Raw genomic sequence first — 15,353 nt, 5'->3', positions numbered from 1 at the left:
GGACAGCGTCTTCTCCGTTTCCGTGCCTGCCACGAAGGATGAGGGGCGGCCAAGGCACCCTACACTTCCACGCCATCGATCATCGCCACCAGCGTCGAAAGCCTGTCCGCCTCCGCCGGCAGCTTGTCAGCACGCAGCCGCGCAATGCGCGGAAAGCGCATGGCAACGCCGGATTTGTGGCGGGTGGAACGGTTGATGCCCTCGAAGGCCACCTCCAGCACGAAGCCGAAATCCGGTGTGGCGCGCACCGCCCGCACCGGGCCGAAACGCTCGACCGTGTTGTCGCGCACGAACTTGTCCAGCACCTCCAGCTCCGCATCGGTGAAGCCGAAATAGGCCTTTCCGACGGGCACGAGCTGTTCGCCATCCTCACCTTCCGCCCAGACGCCGAAGGTGAAATCGGAATAATAGCTCGACCTTTTGCCGTGGCCGCGCTGCGCATACATCATCACGGCGTCGATATTATAGGGATCGCGTTTCCATTTGAACCACGGCCCCTTGGCGCGGCCGGCCTGATAGGCGCTGTCGCGGCGCTTGATCATCACACCCTCGATCACCGGATCGGGAGGGGCGGCGCGCAGCGTGTCGAGTTCCTGCCAGCTGGAAAAGCCGATCAGCGGCGAGAGGTCGAAACGATCATGCGGCGCGTGCTCGATAATATCCGACAGGCGGCCGCGGCGCTCCATGTAGCTTTCGGCGCGAATATCGCTCTCGCCCTCGAACAGCAGGTCATAGGCGCGGATGAAGGCGGGATAGTCATCCAGCATCTTCGCTGTCACAGACTTGCGGTTCAGCCGCTGCTGAAGGTCGGAAAAGGTACGGGTGAGATTGTTGGAGCGCGCTGTGCCGCCGATCAGCAATTCGCCGTCCATCACGCCTTCGAAATCGATCGCCTCCAGAACATCGGGAAAGGCGCCGGAAATATCGTCGCCGGAGCGGGAGTAGAGTTTTCGCGTGGCGCCTGCGCGGGACAATTGCACGCGAATGCCGTCCCACTTCCATTCGGCGGCGTAATCGGCCGGGTCCAGCGCATCGAGGTCGCCATCCGCCACCGGCGTTGCCAGCATCACCGAGTGGAAGATGGCGGGCGTCGCCAGTACCGGACGATCAGACTTGCCCTCAAGCCAGGCGAAAAGCGGCGTATAGGGCGGCGTCAGCCCGTGCCAGAGGGTCTCGATTTCGGTGATGTCTTTCCCGGCGAAATCGGCCAGCGCCTGCCGTGCCAGCCGCGCCGAAACGCCGATGCGCAGGCTGCCGGTGGCGAGTTTGAGAAAAGCGAAACGCGAGGATGTATCGAGCCGGTCGAGAAGATCGCGCACTGCGCCGCGCACCTCCGTGCGGCCGAGTGAATTCATCAGTGTCACGACGTCGCCGAGGCGCGGGTCCTGGGCCTCTGCATCATCCGCGCCGCCAATATTGCCCCAGACCAGCGAAATGGTCTCGGCCAGATCGCCAACATAATCATAGGAATAGCGGAACAGAACCTCATCCATCCGCTCCAAGACCAATTCGCGCAGCAGGGCCGGTTTGACGCTTTTGAGGTCCAGCGTGCCGGCAATCGCCGCCAGCCCGTAGCCTCGGTCTGGATCGGGCGTATCGCGGAAATAATCGGTCAGCAGCTTCAGTTTGCCGTTGCGCGAAGGGGTGAGAACGAGGCGGTCGAGCAGCGTGGCGAAGGCTTTCATCTCAATCCCCCTCATCCTCGTAACCGACAAGATGCAGCGGCTTGGCGGCAATGCCCTGCAACTCGCACCAGCGCACCAGCGCCTCCTCACGGCCATGGGTGACCCAGACGGCCTGCGGGGAAATTTCCCTGATCGTCTCCAGAAGTTCCGGCCAGTCGCAATGGTCTGATATCACCAGCGGCAGCTCCACACCGCCTTGTTTGGCGCGCTGCCGCACCATCATCCAGCCGGAGGCGAAAGCGATGAGCGGTTCGTTGAAGCGCCGCGCCCAGCGTTCCTGAAAAGCCGAGGGCGGGCCGACGACGATGGCGCCCTTGAAGGCGGAAGGATCGCTTTTTTCGAGTGTTGCCGGGCGCAGATCGCCGAGATCGATGCCCTGCGAGACGTAATAATCGCAAAGCCGCGCCAGCGCGCCGTGAATATAAATGGGATCGGAATAACCGTTGTCCCGCAAAAGCCGGATGACGCGCTGCGCCTTGCCCAGCGAATAGGCGCCGACAAGGTGCGTCCGCTCGGGAAACTGTTTGATGGAGGTGAGCAGCTTGCCGATTTCCACGCGCGGCAGCGGATGGTGAAACACCGGCAGGCCGAAGGTGGCCTCGGTGATGAAGACATCGCAGGGAACGATCTCGAAGGGTGCGCAGGTGGGATCGACGCCGCGCTTGTAATCGCCCGATGCGACGATGCGCAGGCCGTTCATTTCCACCGAGATTTGCGCCGAACCCAGCACATGGCCGGCGGGATGGAAACCGGCGGTGACGCCGTTCACCTCCACCGTCTCGCCGAATGCCACCGCCTGCTCGCTGCCGCAGAAATCCTCACCGTAACGGATACGCATGATATCCAGCGTCTGGCGCGTGGCCAGCACCGCGCCATGGCCGGCGCGGGCGTGATCGGAATGGCCATGGGTGATGAGCGCCCGCGCCACCGGGCGCACGGGATCGATATAAAAATCGCCCGCCGGACAATAGAGGCCCTTGGGCGTGGAATTCAGGAGCTGTTCCGGCTTCATATTCATTGAGATAGGGCCGCCCGCGCGAATGTAAAGTGCTGCGAGCATAACGCGGAACGGGCGTTAAATTTCCAGCGGCGGTGTTTTTGTTTTGTATGCATCTCCCGTCATTCCGGCCTTGAGCCGGAATCTAGCAGCCGCGCGTCTGCGCGGCGGGAAGAGCTCTCTCAGCCCAAGGACTTGGGCTGACTGGATACCGGCGCAAGGCCGGTATGACGGAGGAGAGGTTTCAGCCAAAACCAGCGTTCACAACTGCTTACCTGCCTACTCCCCCGCCCCTTCGGCCGGCTTTGCCTGCACCGCCGCCGGCAGTCGCACCGGTTTCAGCATCAGCGCCGCCGCAAGGCCGATGGCGGCGGTTGCGGCTGCGGCGAAGAAGAGCGGCGTAAACGCATCCGAATAGAGCGAGGCGACGGCGGCCTGCGAGGCGGCGGGAAGTTCGGAGAGGATTTTAGGCGTCAGTTCCTCGATCTTGCCGACGCCGGGAATGTCGACCGCCACGCCCTTCAGGCTCGATGACACGATGGCGCCATAGACCGAAATGGCAATGGCAGCGCCACCCATGCGGGTCAGGGTCACCGCGCCGCTCGCCGCACCGATATCCGCCTTGGGCGCGGAATTCTGCACGCCGATGATCGGCGCCTGCTGGCCGAGGCCGACCGCAAAGCCTTGTGCCAACATGAGGACCGCAATAATCCAAAGCGGCGTTCCTGCATGCATCTGCGTGAAGAGCAGCATGGCGATGACGTTGATGGAGAGGCCCGCCACCGAGAAGGGCTTGTAGACGCCGGTAATCGAAATCAGCCGTCCCGCCGAAAGCGAGCTCATGACGATGCCGCCGGTGACGGCGATGAAGAACAGGCCGGCATGGGAGGGTGAAAGCCCGGTCGTGGTCTGCAGGAACAGGGCATAATAATTGACCATGCCGATACCGATGCCGCCGCTGGTCAGCGACACGATCATCAACAGCGGAAAGGTGCTGTCCTTGAAGAGACGCAGCGGCACGACCGGTTCCGGAGCGCGGCGTTCCACCTGGACCCACAGGAAAGCGGCGATGACAGCAAAAGCGATGATGCCGAGGCTGGGGGCTGCGATGAGCGAGCCGAACAATTCGCTGCTGTCGGCCCAGAAGACCACGCTGGCAATGGTGGCCGCCAAGAGCACCGCGCCGAGATAATCGATCTTCGGCTGGCGGGCCGGACGACGGTACGGCAGCATCAGCGCCAGCCCTGCAATCACGATAATGCCAAGCGGCAGGTTGATGAGGAAGATCGACCGCCAGCCGAAGAGATCACTCATCGTGCCGCCGAGGATCGGGCCGACACTGCCTGACGCCATGATGGTGAGGCTGGAATAACTCTGGTAACGGGCGCGTTCGCGCGGTTCGAACAGATCCGCATTGACGGAAAAGATCGAGACCATGATGCCGCCGCCGCCAAGCCCCTGCAACACGCGGGCGGCAATCAGGCTGTCCATCGACCATGCCAGCCCGCAGGCGAGCGAGCCGAGCGTGAAGATGACGACTGCCGCGATCATCACATATTTGCGGCCGAACAGATCGCCGAGCTTGCCGTAGACAGGCATGACGGCGCTGGTCGCCAGCAGATAGGCCGAACCGATCCAGCCAAAACGCTCCAGCGCACCGAATTCGCCGACGATGGTGGGCAATGCTGTCGATACGATCTGGTTATCGAGGGTCGCCATGAACATGGCCAGCATCAGGAACAGAAAGACGATGAGCCTGCGCCGATGATCCGACACAAGCGGCGCCACGGGGGCGGTGGACATATCCATGAAAAATCTCGTTGGCTTCCGGCGGTTTTGCTGCGACAATTTGTGTGCTATCAGCATATATATGTCAATGGCAAGCTTTTGACATCTGTGCTAATGCCGCTAAATGTGATCGGAAAACAGCATCGAAAGGGACGATGAAGCGTGGCGGCTGAGGAAAACTGGAACGAGGATCTGCCCGAGGACATCAAGCGGATCGGCAATACGATGACGCGTATGCGCATCATGATCGGCCGCCGCATCATCGGCCGCATGGCGCTTGCCAAGCTCGCTCCGGGTCTCGAACTTTCCCATATCGACGTTCTCGATATTCTGCGCCGGGCGGAAGGCGATGTGACCGTGGGTGCGATTGCCGAGGGCATGCGCATCGACCCTTCCCGCGGCAGCCGGGTGGTGGCGGATATGGTGGGGCGCGGCCTGCTGAAACGCGGCGTTTCCCAGAAGGACGGCCGCCGCAGCATTGTCGAGATCACGCCGCTCGGCACCAGTCTTTTGCAGGAAATGCGCCGGACCAAGATGAGCGTCATCGAGGACGTGATGGATGGCTGGCCGGCGGAGGATGTGGAAACATTCGCCCGCCTGTTCGAACGCTTTATCGACCGTTTCGAAAATCGTCTGTCGCCGGATACGGACTTCTTCACGGATCAGAAAAAATCATAGCTGCCCCGGCGATCTGCAACTTCACTTTAAAACGACGAAACCGTAACGTGCCGCGCATCGAACTGGTCAAGGGGTAATTTCGATGTTGACGATCTACGGTGTCTACCGTTCCCGTGCCACGCGCACGCTGTGGCTTGCGGGTGAACTGGGCATAGAATTCAAGCATGTGCCCGTGATACAGGCCCGCCGCCTTGCCGACCCGCTGGCTGCGGATGCGCCGCTCAACACGCTGTCTCCCGCATTTCTCGCCGTCAACCCGATGGGCACCATTCCCTGCATCGAGGATGACGGCATGGTGCTCTACGAATCCATGGCCATCAATCTCTACCTTGCCCGCAAATATGGCGGACCGCTCGCCCCCATCGACCTGAAGGAAGATGCGGCGATGCTGCAATGGTCCTTCTTTGCCGCTACCGAAGTCGAAACCAATTCGCTGAAGATTTCCTCCGCCATCGCCGAAGGCCTTTCGGAAAGCGATAGCGGCAAGGCCGTGATCGATGTCGCCGCCCGGCTGCTGAAGCGCCCCTTCCGGGTGCTGGAGCAGCATCTTTCCAGCCACGACTATCTGGTGGGCGACCGTTTCACCGTCGCCGATCTCAACGCGGCGGAAATCGTTCGTTACGCGCAGGGCCACAAGCCGCTGTTCGATGCCCATCCGGCGCTGAAAGCCTGGCTGGATCGCTGCCAGGCCCGCACAGCGTTCAAGACCATGTGGGATACGCGTGCGGCCGAGGCGGCCTGAGCGGGAGAGCCCTTTACCCCTCCGTCATGCCGGACCTGATCCGGCATCCAGCCAGCCCAAGTCCTTGGGCTGAAAGTACTCTTCTCGCCGCGCAGACGCGCGTCGGCTGGATTCCGGCTCAGGGCCGGAATGACGGAATACTGAGCCCCTCAACCCCTCTCTCCCGCCAGCGCCCGCTGCACCGCCGGCCGGTCGTTCATGCGGCGGAAGTGGTCGTGCACTTTCGGGAAGCGGGCAATATCCACCCCATCGCTTTCCAGCCAGCCAGACATGACGAAAAGATAGGGATCGGCAACAGAATAGGCCGTACCAAGAACCCATGGGCCGTGCAGCATGCCGTGCTCGATCAGTTCGAAGCACTCGCCCATGGTCTGCGGCACCTTGGCTTTCATATCGGCCAGCGAACTATCCTCATTCGCCCAGCGGCTGCCGCGTCGGCCATGCGCGTGGGCGACATGCACGGTGGAAGAAATGAAGGCGTTGAAGGACTGCATCAGCGCGAATTCGAACGGATCGTCGAGCGGCGCGAGCTTCTTTTCCGGCGCCATCTGCGCGATGAAGGCGAGGATGGCGGGCGTCTCCGTCAGCACGCCGCTTGCCGTGGCCAGTGCGGGCACGCGGCCCTTCGGATTTATCTTTAAAAATGCCTCGGAGCGTTGCTCGCCCTCCGCGAAATTGACGCGGTGGGCCTTGTAAGGCAGGCCGGATTCCTCAAGCACGATATGGCTGGCGCGGGAGCAGGAACCGGGGGAGAAGAACAGTGTGAACATGGATATGCGACCTCCAAAGCAATGAAGCGTCCGTTTCTTCCTCATGCGGACGCCGCCCCTCGGCGGCCATGGGATGACCGTCACACGCAGGGCACGTCATCATCGTGCCCGCAACCGGCCGCGTCAAAGGTTATTTAAAGCCCGACGACGCGGATATCGCCGACATGAATGCCGTTCCAGTTGCGCATCTGCCGGTTCGCCATGCCGCTCAAAGCCTGTTGCTCGGCGCTGCCTTCATCGAAATAGCGGGCCAGCAGTGCCGAGACCATGGCTTCCGCCGCCCGCGTCGTGCCGTCTTCGCATTTCACCGCCATGGCAATGCCCTTTTCCGGCAGGGCGGCGACAAAAACGCCCTCCGCGCCGGTCTTTGCGAAGATTTTTCCCGGCGCGATCTGCATCAGTTTCGTGCAGGCGCGGCCGGTGCCCGCCACGTAAAAGGGCTCTGCCATGCAGGCCTCGACGAGACGGCGCGAGGCTTTCGCACGGCCCGGTTCCAGCCCTCTGCCCTTCGCCATCTTTGCGAAACCGTGCGCCAGCCCTTTGAGCGGAACGGCATAGGTGGGGATGGAGCAGCCATCCACGCCGCAATTGTCCTGACCGAGAGCAGCACCCGTCAGGCTTGCCATCGTGGCGCGGATTTCCTGCTGCAGCGGGTGATCGTAACCGACATAGCCCTTGGGGTCAGTGCCGGTGTGGCAGCAGGCGCAGATGAAACCGGAATGTTTGCCGGAGCAATTATTGTGAAGCGCGGTCGGCTTTTCCAGCGTGCGGGCCTGATGGATGATGGTTTTCTGGTCGGAAGACCAGTGCGCACCGCATTCCAGCGTATCGGCATCCCTGCCCGCCTTCGCCAGCATCGAAGCGGCGAGCTCCACATGCGCGTCCTCGCCGGAATGGGAGGAGCAGGCAAGCGCCAGTTCGCGGTTGCCGAAGCCGTAGGCATCCGCAGCGCCGCTTTCCACCAGCGGCAGCGCCTGCATGGCCTTGCAGGCGGAACGCGGAAAGATGCCGCGCTCGATATCGCCAGCCGAAAACAGCACGCCGCCATCGCCATCCACCACCACGGCAAGGCCCTGATGGCGGCTTTCCACGAGGTTGCCGCGGGTGACTTCAACGGTAACGGAATTGTTCATTTTCGCAGCCTCAAAAAATTCTGATTTCATGTGGTTGATACCGCAATTGATTTTTCGATGCACGGGGCTGTTCGTGAAATTTGCAAAACGTCTGCTGCTGGCGATTGCCGTTATCTATCTGCTTCCCGCGCTGGCATCGGCCGGGCTGTGGGCCATGCGGGACCATCCGCAGGGCTGGCGCGATGCCCGCTGGTCTTCGTCCGGCGTCCTTCCCCAGGCGGACGCCGATGAACAGGCTGCGGTCTATGTGTTTTCTGCCATGACGGGCGGTTTCAAGGGCTCTGTCGCCAGTCATGCCTGGATCGTGCTGAAAAAGCCGGGCGCGAAAGCCTATGACCGCTATGACAAGGTGGGTTGGGGCACGCCGATCCGCCGCAATGGTTATGCGGCGGATGCCTTCTGGTATTCCAACACACCGCGCCAGGTGGTGGCCATTCATGGCGCAGAGGCGGAAAAGCTGATCCCGAAGATCGAGCAGGCTATTTCCGATTACCCCTATGGCCGACCGGGCGGCTATCGCATCTATCCCGGCCCCAACTCCAACACCTTCGTCGCCCATGTGCTGCGCAGCGTGCCGGAACTCGGCGTCGTGCTGCCGCCGGATGCGGTCGGCCGCGATTATCTGCCGGACGGCGCGTTTTATCACATCGCCGATGACTGGAAGGATGTAAGCTTTTCGCTCGGCGGCCTGTTCGGCATTTCGGCGGGTGCGCGCAGCGGTTTCGAGATCAATTTTCTCGGTCTTGTCGCCGGCATCGATTTCAGCCGGCCCGGCGTGAAGATACCGGGGCTCGGTTATTTCGGCGTGGCGGGCATCCGCGCGTAAGCGGTTACGTTTCGCTGGCCTGAGCGGCGCGCCGGGCGCGGATGCTCTGGGCGATGAAGACCCGCGACAGGCCATGATAAAGCGGCTCGCGGGAGAAAAGCCGCGACGTCAGATATCCGAGCATCGATGCGGCCATGATGGGCATGACGCCTTGATGATTGCCGGTCATTTCAAGGATGATGACAAAGGCCGTCATCGGCGCCTGCACCACGCCCGCAAAATAACCCGCCATGCCGACGATGGCGCCAAGGCCGACGCTGGTGCCGAGCAAAGCGGCCATGGTGCTGCCGAAACCCGCGCCCACCGACAAAGACGGTGCGAAGATGCCGCCGGGAATGCCCGACATCATGGCAAGGAACGTCGCCGCCAGTTTTTCGATGAAGAAGAATGCCGGCGCGGCCTCGCCCTCGATTGCCGCGCGCGCCTGTTCGTAACCGGTTCCGAAGGTCGCGCCACCCGTTGCGATGCCGAGGACGGCGGAGGCAAGGCCGCAGGCGGCGGCGACCGCCAGCATCCGCTTCAGCGGAATGGCCTGCGCAAAGCGCCGGATGCGGGCGGAAAGACGCAAGGCGCCGGCGCTGAACAGCGCGCCGAACGCGCCGCCGCCAATGCCGCAGACCAGAACCAGTAGCCAGTCCATGGTCGTTTTCGCCATCACCGAACTGGTGCCGAAATAGGTATAGCTGCCGACTAGCGCCAGCGAGGCGAGGCCCGACAGGATGACGGCGGTGAGGACGAGGCCATTGGCGCGGGATTCATAGGTCTTGCTCATTTCCTCGATGGCGAAGACGATGCCGGCGAGCGGTGTGTTGAAGGCCGCCGCGATGCCCGCCGCCGAGCCAGCGAGAATGAGGCCCTTCGCCTGCGCCATGCCGCCCCAGCGGGCGGCCTGCAGCATGATCGAGGCGCCAACCTGAACGGTCGGGCCTTCACGGCCGATGGAGGCGCCGGAGAGCAGGCCGGCGACAGTCAACACCACCTTGCCGACAGCGAGCTTCAGCGACAGAAGCCGCGAACGGTCCGCGTCTTCCCGCAGGTGCCGCGCGGCGATCGCCTGCGGAATGCCGCTGCCGCCGGCATTGGGGAAAACCGTGATCGCGAGCCATGCGCAGAGCGTGAAGCCGAGCGGCGTGATGATGAGCGGCAGTAGAAACGCCCATTCGCCCGATGAGGTCGCCGCAAAGAAAAGGTGCTGGGCGCGATCCGCCGCCCACGCAAACCCGACGCTGATAAGGCCAACAGCAATCGCGCCAATCCAGAAAACCGCCCTCGGCCTCCACACCCGCCACGAACCCCACACGACGCGGGAACGGCGGAGCATCTTCAGCTTTTTGTAGTCGACGGGCATGGCGGTCCAGATCGGTGATTTTGATGGTCGTCATCAGGCGGGAAGCCCGTTTATCCGCCTCTCGGGCGGGGATTGCAAGGTTTTGCATTTGACAGGCCGATCCCATCGGCGCATTCTGCGCATCGCAATTGCAACGCACGGAGACGCAATATGAAAACGGCAACGATCCCTTCACTGCGGGTGACGGCGGATTTTCGCGAGGCGGCGGAAAGCGTGCTGAAGGACGGCGAAACGCTCTCTTCCTTCGTTGAGGATTCCGTGCGCAGGCAGGTGGAAATCCGTAAATCACAGGCGGAATTTATTGCGCGCGGGCTGGCGTCGCTCGAAGAATCCAAACGGACGGGGATTTTTTATCCAGCCGAAGAGGTGCATGCGGAATTGCGGGCGATGCTCGCCGCCAAGAAAGCTGAGCGTGGCGAGTGACCTTCAATCTCCGGTACACGATTGCGGCCCGAGCGGACATAACACGGCTATATGATTTTCTATTGGAAAAGGATTTTTCGACGGCGGAAAAAGCCGTAGACCGAATCATTTCGACGATTGAGGGACTGAGCGAATTTCCTTTCGCAACGCGCAAGGCGCCTGGGGACAACGCACTCTTACGAGAACTGCTCGTTCCGTTCGGATCTTCCGGTTACATCGTCCTCATTCAAATCGAAGATGCGGAAACCGTGTCCATCCTCGCGATCCGCCACCAGCGCGAGGATGATTACCATTGACCCTCACCGGTCGCTCACGGCCGCGCGCGGGTTTACCCACGGTTCCTGATTGGAGCGCGGCAGCGGGGTCTTGCCGAGAATATGATCCGCCGCCTTTTCGCCGGTCATGATCGACGGGCCGTTGAGGTTGCCATAGGTCACATGCGGGAAGATCGAGCTGTCCGCCACTCTCAAGCCCTCAACGCCAATCACCCGGCATTCGGGATCGACGACGGCCATCGGGTCGTCCCTGTCGCCCATGCGGCAGGTGCCGCAGGGGTGATAGGCGCTTTCCAGATGCTCGCGCAAAAAGGCGTCGATCTCCTCATCCGTCTCCACATTTTCGCCGGGCTGGATTTCCGGTCCGCGAAAATCGTCAAAGGCTTTCTGGCTGAAGATATCGCGCGTCAGGCGCACGCAATGGCGGAATTTTTCCCAGTCTTCCGGGTGGCTCATATAGTTGAAGCGGATGACCGGGTCGTCATGTGGGTCTGCGGAACGCAAGGTAACATTCCCGCGCGATTTCGACAGGTTGTAACCTACATGCACCTGAAAACCATGGCTTTTCGCCGCCGCTTTGCCATCATAGGAAATGGCAACGGGCAGGAAATGATACTGGATGTCAGGCTGCTTCAGACCGGCTGCTGAGCGCAGGAAAGCACAGGCCTCGAACTGGTTGGAAGCGCCAAGCCCGCCTTTCGACAGCAGCCATTGCGCACCCGCCACGCCCTGCCAGAACCATGGCAGCCAGGAATAAAGCGAGACCGGCTTGGTGGAGACCTGCTGGAAATAAAACTCCATATGGTCCTGAAGGTTCTCGCCCACGCCCGGGCGATCCGCCTTCACCTCAATGCCCATGTCTTTCAGGTGCGCGGCGGGGCCGATGCCTGAGAGCATCAGCAGTTTCGGCGAATTGAAGGAGGATGCCGAGACGATGACCTCGCGATTGGCCGGAATGGTTTCCACCACGCCCTTGCGCTCGATCTCGACGCCAACCGCGCGGCCATTCTCGATGACGATCTTGCGGGCGAAGCCGTTGACCAGCGTGACATTGCCGCGCTTCAGCGCCGGTTTCAGATAGGCATTGGCAGCGGACCAGCGGCGGCCATTATGGATGGTCTGCTCCATCAGGCCGAACCCCTCCTGCTTGGAGCCGTTATAGTCGTCGGTCAGCTCGAAACCGGCCTCAGCGCCCGCCTGAATGAAGGCGTGGAACAGCGGATTGTTGACCGGGCCGCGCTGCACATGCAGCGGCCCGTCCGTGCCGCGCCAGCCTTCTTCGCCGCCATGGCTGTGTTCCATGCGCTTGAAGTAAGGCAGCACATCCGCATAGGCCCAGCCATGCGCGCCAAGCTCTTCCCAGCGGTTGAAATCCTCGGCATGGCCGCGCACGTAAACGAGGCCGTTGATGGAGGACGAACCGCCGATAACCTTGCCGCGCGGGGCCGTGATGCGGCGATTGTCGAGGTTCGGCTCGGGCTCGGAGAGATAGCCCCAATTATAGCGCTTCATGCTCATCGGCCATGCGAGTGCGGCCGGCATCTGGATGAAGGGGCCGAAATCCGAACCGCCAGCCTCGATGACGATCACCGAATAGCGGCCGTCTTCCGACAGGCGATAGGCGATGGCGGAGCCTGCGGAACCCGAACCGACGATGACGTAATCTGCTTGCATGATCTGCTCTCTCCGATGAGCGTTGGTTCCGATGACCGTATGAGGCTGGGGTTTCACCCCCCTCTGCCCTGCCGGGCATCTCCCCCTCAAGGGGGGAGATCGGCAAGCGGCGCTACCGCCGCTTCATTCGCTGACGTTGAGATGCGCGCGACCTCGCCGCATATCGATCTCCCCCCTTGAGGGGGAGATGTCCGGCAGGACAGAGGGGGGTAAGCCCCACGCACCGCCCCATCAATAAGGCGCTTCCACCTTCCCCGTGCTCACATAAACCGTCTTCAACTCACTATAATGCTCCAGCGCGGCGGCCGAATTCTCTCGCCCGAAGCCAGATTGCTTGGAGCCGCCGAAGGGGATTTCCACCGGGCAGAGATTATACGTATTGATCCACAGCGTGCCCGCCTCCAGCTGGTCGACCACGCGATGGGCGCGGGCGAGATCGGCGGTGAAGACGCCGCCGGCGAGGCCGAATTCGGTGGCGTTGGCGCGGGTAAGAACCTCGTCTTCATCGTCGAAATCCAGCACGCACATGACGGGCCCGAAGATTTCCTCGCGGGCGATGGTCATGTCGTCGGTCACATCGGCGAAGACGGTCGGCTGCACATAAGCGCCCTCGCCCGAGACGTTGTTGGGAATGCCGCCGCCGGTGATGAGCGTCGCGCCCTCCGCCTTGCCCTTTTCGATATAGGAAAGGACCTTCTCCTGCTGGGCCTTGGAGACCAGCGGGCCGAGATGGGTGGCGTAGTCCAGCGGATCGCCGAGGATCATCGCCTCTGTGCGGCGCTTCAGATTGTCGAGGAAACGCTCCTTCGCCTTTTTCTGCACGAAAACGCGGGTGCCGTTGGAGCAGACCTGGCCGGAGGAATAGAAGTTGCCGAGCATGGCCCCGCCGACAGCGCTTTCGATATCGGCGTCGTCGAAGACGATCAGCGGCGACTTGCCGCCGAGTTCCATCGTCACATGCTTCAGATGCCCGGCAGCGGCGGCGGCTACCTTGCGGCCGGTCGGGACTGAGCCGGTAAGCGAGACCTTGGCCACATCCGGGTGGTTGACGAGCAGCGGGCCGGTATCGCGATCGCCCTGAATGACGTTGAACAGGCCCTTTGGCAGGCCGGCTTCGATGAGGATTTCGGCGATCTTCAAGGCGCCGAGCGGGGTGTTTTCCGAAGGCTTGAAGACCATGGCATTGCCGGCGACCAGCGCGGGCGCGGCCTTCCAGCAGGCGATCTGCTGCGGATAGTTCCACGCGCCGATGCCGACGCAGACGCCGAGCGGCACGCGCTTGGTATAGGCAAAATCGCCGCCGAGGGGGATGTAATCGCCGTTCAGCGCGGAAGGGGCGATGCCGCCGAAAAATTCGAAGGCATCCGCGCCGGAGGTCGGGTCGGCGACGATGGTTTCCTGAATGGGCTTGCCGGTATCCAGCGTCTCCAGCGTGGACAACGCATCGTTGCGCTCGCGCATGATATCGGCGGCGCGTTTGAGGATGCGGCCGCGCGCCATCGGGCTCATCGCCGCCCATTCCTTCTGCGCACGTTTGGCCGAGACGATGGCGCGCTCGACGATGGCAGGCGTTGCCGCATGCAGCCGCGCGATCACCTCGCCGGTGGCCGGGAAGATGCTCTCGAACGGCGTGCCGGTCGTGTCTTCGACATAGTCCCCGTCAATGAAATGCGAGGCTTTCGGCTGCGCCTTCAGCGGTGTCGCGATGGTCATGTCGAAGTCTCCTTAAAGAACGCGGATGGACGGCTTTGGGCGCTGTCCATCGGGAAATGATTTGAGCTGCATGTCGAAATAATCCTCGACAAGCGCCGGTGCGGAGGCAAGGCCGAGCGGCGCCGAGCGCAGGCTGTGGCGAATATAAAGCCCGTCGATCAAGGCGGCCGCGCCTTCCGCGATGCGCGCGGCATCGTCTGGCGGGCAAAGCCGGTTGAGGCTTGCCATGAGGTTGGAGCGCAGACGGCGCGAATAGAGCACGAGCAGGCGGCGGGTTTCTTCCGAGCGCTGCGCCTCGACATAAAAGGCAAGCCACGCCGCCACCGTTTCGGGCGTGAACTGGTCGCTCTGGAAGGAGACATGCACGATGGCGCTCAACCTTTCACGCGGGCCGGAAGCGCGGGTCAAAGCCGCCACCGCATCACGCCTGAGATCGCGCAGCAGGCTGCGAATGGTTTCCAGCAGAAGCTGCTGCTTGCTGCCGAAATAATGGTGCGCGAGCGCCGCCGACACGCCCGCTTCCCGGGCGATATCCGACATCGTCACATTCAGCGAACCATGGTGGCCTATGGTGCGAAGCGCCGCATCCACCAGCGCCTTCCGGCGCAGAGGCTCCATTCCGATCTTGGGCATAGGCGTCTCCTTGATGGCGGCAAAATATTCTTGATTGATCGATCAATCAATAAAAAACGCGCCATTTTATGTCGCTGATTTGCGATGGATCATATTTTCCGCCGGCGGACAGTGATAGTTTCGCAGGCATCGGCCAGCGCGGCGAGCCCCATGCAGCCGCCCGGTTCACGGGGGAAAAACTAAACCGTGATATACTGCGAATTGGGAATGGAATGCGTTTCGTGCTAATATCGCTGATGATACAAATTTCGCTGGAAGCGGCGCCAGACGAAAGACGATAAAAACGCCCGCCTAGACCACGACGGCGCCCGATCCGTAAACCGGACATCGAAGGACCGATCGCAGCGTTTAAAGAAGGGAGTGATATCATGCCAATGGTAACAGTATCGATTTCCCCGGAACAGGCAGCAAGGATGCGTGAGGCCGTGAATTGCGGAGCCTATGCTTCCGGCAGTGAGGTCGTTCGTGAGGCCCTGCGCCTGTGGGCGGCCTCCACCGCGCACGGATCGGCTTCAAGACCAGCGGCGGATGCGGACCGGGAGCGGCTCAACGTTGCGGACCTTTACGCCGCACACACCGGACATGCGCGAAGGGCCTGAACCGCCGCGCAACAACCTTTAATATCCAAGGGGTTGTTATAAAAGGTTCACGAAAGCTTCACAGTGGTG

Annotated in this window: 15 protein-coding genes; 6 read left to right on the top strand and 9 right to left on the bottom strand. The window is 62.0% G+C overall.

The features are described from left to right. Positions 1-59: 59 nt before the first annotated feature. From PH605_RS03560 to PH605_RS03550, 3 genes are all read right to left on the bottom strand, one after another. A complete protein-coding gene (locus PH605_RS03560; RefSeq protein WP_142843911.1) occupies positions 60-1,685 on the bottom strand; it encodes a cisplatin damage response ATP-dependent DNA ligase in 1,626 nt (541 codons plus the stop codon). Position 1,686: 1 nt separating this feature from the next. Then, positions 1,687-2,703: a ligase-associated DNA damage response exonuclease gene (locus PH605_RS03555; RefSeq protein WP_161987642.1), complete on the bottom strand. Its 1,017-nt coding sequence runs from the start codon at positions 2,701-2,703 to the stop codon at positions 1,687-1,689. Positions 2,704-2,961: 258 nt separating this feature from the next. Beyond that, positions 2,962-4,491 (bottom strand): MDR family MFS transporter, encoded by a 1,530-nt coding sequence (locus tag PH605_RS03550; RefSeq protein ID WP_161987644.1) that lies wholly within the window; start codon positions 4,489-4,491, stop codon positions 2,962-2,964. A 141-nt stretch (positions 4,492-4,632) separates the two neighbouring features. Between PH605_RS03550 and PH605_RS03545 the strand changes: the two genes are divergently transcribed. Together PH605_RS03545 and PH605_RS03540 are read left to right on the top strand one after the other, a co-directional pair. Further along, positions 4,633-5,148 carry a MarR family winged helix-turn-helix transcriptional regulator gene (locus PH605_RS03545; protein ID WP_142843912.1) on the top strand — a complete coding sequence of 172 codons (516 nt, stop codon included), beginning with the start codon at positions 4,633-4,635 and terminating at the stop codon, positions 5,146-5,148. 82 nt (positions 5,149-5,230) lie between these two features. Beyond that, positions 5,231-5,890, top strand: coding sequence for a glutathione S-transferase family protein (locus PH605_RS03540; RefSeq protein ID WP_020812500.1), 660 nt, complete (start codon positions 5,231-5,233; stop codon positions 5,888-5,890). A gap of 149 nt (positions 5,891-6,039) precedes the next feature. Here the strand turns inward: PH605_RS03540 and PH605_RS03535 are convergent, their stop codons facing one another. Beyond that, entirely contained in the window at positions 6,040-6,660 is a 621-nt protein-coding gene (locus tag PH605_RS03535; protein ID WP_078051121.1) for a glutathione S-transferase family protein, read from the bottom strand. A 134-nt stretch (positions 6,661-6,794) separates the two neighbouring features. Next, positions 6,795-7,793: an asparaginase gene (locus PH605_RS03530; protein ID WP_142843913.1), complete on the bottom strand. Its 999-nt coding sequence runs from the start codon at positions 7,791-7,793 to the stop codon at positions 6,795-6,797. A gap of 73 nt (positions 7,794-7,866) precedes the next feature. Here PH605_RS03530 and PH605_RS03525 point away from each other — a divergent pair, with 73 nt between their 5' ends. After that, positions 7,867-8,619, top strand: a complete 753-nt coding sequence (locus PH605_RS03525) for a DUF3750 domain-containing protein (RefSeq protein ID WP_161987645.1) — start codon at positions 7,867-7,869, stop codon at positions 8,617-8,619. 4 nt (positions 8,620-8,623) lie between these two features. On the opposite strand, the gene PH605_RS03520 is transcribed toward PH605_RS03525, so the two are convergent. Beyond that, positions 8,624-9,967: a chloride channel protein gene (locus tag PH605_RS03520; RefSeq protein WP_161987647.1), complete on the bottom strand. Its 1,344-nt coding sequence runs from the start codon at positions 9,965-9,967 to the stop codon at positions 8,624-8,626. A 150-nt stretch (positions 9,968-10,117) separates the two neighbouring features. Between PH605_RS03520 and PH605_RS03515 the strand changes: the two genes are divergently transcribed. After that, positions 10,118-10,390, top strand: a complete 273-nt coding sequence (locus tag PH605_RS03515; RefSeq protein WP_142843915.1) for a YlcI/YnfO family protein — start codon at positions 10,118-10,120, stop codon at positions 10,388-10,390. Then, entirely contained in the window at positions 10,387-10,686 is a 300-nt protein-coding gene (locus tag PH605_RS03510; protein ID WP_142843916.1) for a type II toxin-antitoxin system RelE/ParE family toxin, read from the top strand. The genes PH605_RS03515 and PH605_RS03510 overlap by 4 nt, the downstream gene beginning before the upstream one ends. Before the next feature lie 3 nt (positions 10,687-10,689). Here the strand turns inward: PH605_RS03510 and betA are convergent, their stop codons facing one another. From betA to betI, 3 genes are all read right to left on the bottom strand, one after another. Continuing rightward, positions 10,690-12,339, bottom strand: a complete 1,650-nt coding sequence (gene betA / locus PH605_RS03505; RefSeq protein WP_078051125.1) for a choline dehydrogenase — start codon at positions 12,337-12,339, stop codon at positions 10,690-10,692. Between the two features lie 231 nt (positions 12,340-12,570). Further along, positions 12,571-14,034, bottom strand: coding sequence for a betaine-aldehyde dehydrogenase (gene betB, locus PH605_RS03500; protein WP_161987741.1), 1,464 nt, complete (start codon positions 14,032-14,034; stop codon positions 12,571-12,573). Positions 14,035-14,064: 30 nt separating this feature from the next. Beyond that, positions 14,065-14,685 (bottom strand): transcriptional regulator BetI, encoded by a 621-nt coding sequence (betI, locus tag PH605_RS03495; RefSeq protein WP_065654279.1) that lies wholly within the window; start codon positions 14,683-14,685, stop codon positions 14,065-14,067. A gap of 368 nt (positions 14,686-15,053) precedes the next feature. On the opposite strand from betI, the gene PH605_RS03490 reads away from it, so the two are divergent. Then, positions 15,054-15,284, top strand: a complete 231-nt coding sequence (locus tag PH605_RS03490; RefSeq protein ID WP_142843918.1) for a ribbon-helix-helix domain-containing protein — start codon at positions 15,054-15,056, stop codon at positions 15,282-15,284. Positions 15,285-15,353 lie beyond the last annotated feature (69 nt).

The organism is Agrobacterium sp. CFBP 3001 (assembly GCF_027871605.1).
GTDB lineage: Bacteria > Pseudomonadota > Alphaproteobacteria > Rhizobiales > Rhizobiaceae > Agrobacterium > Agrobacterium leguminum.
This window is presented reverse-complemented; position numbering and strand designations above follow the sequence as displayed.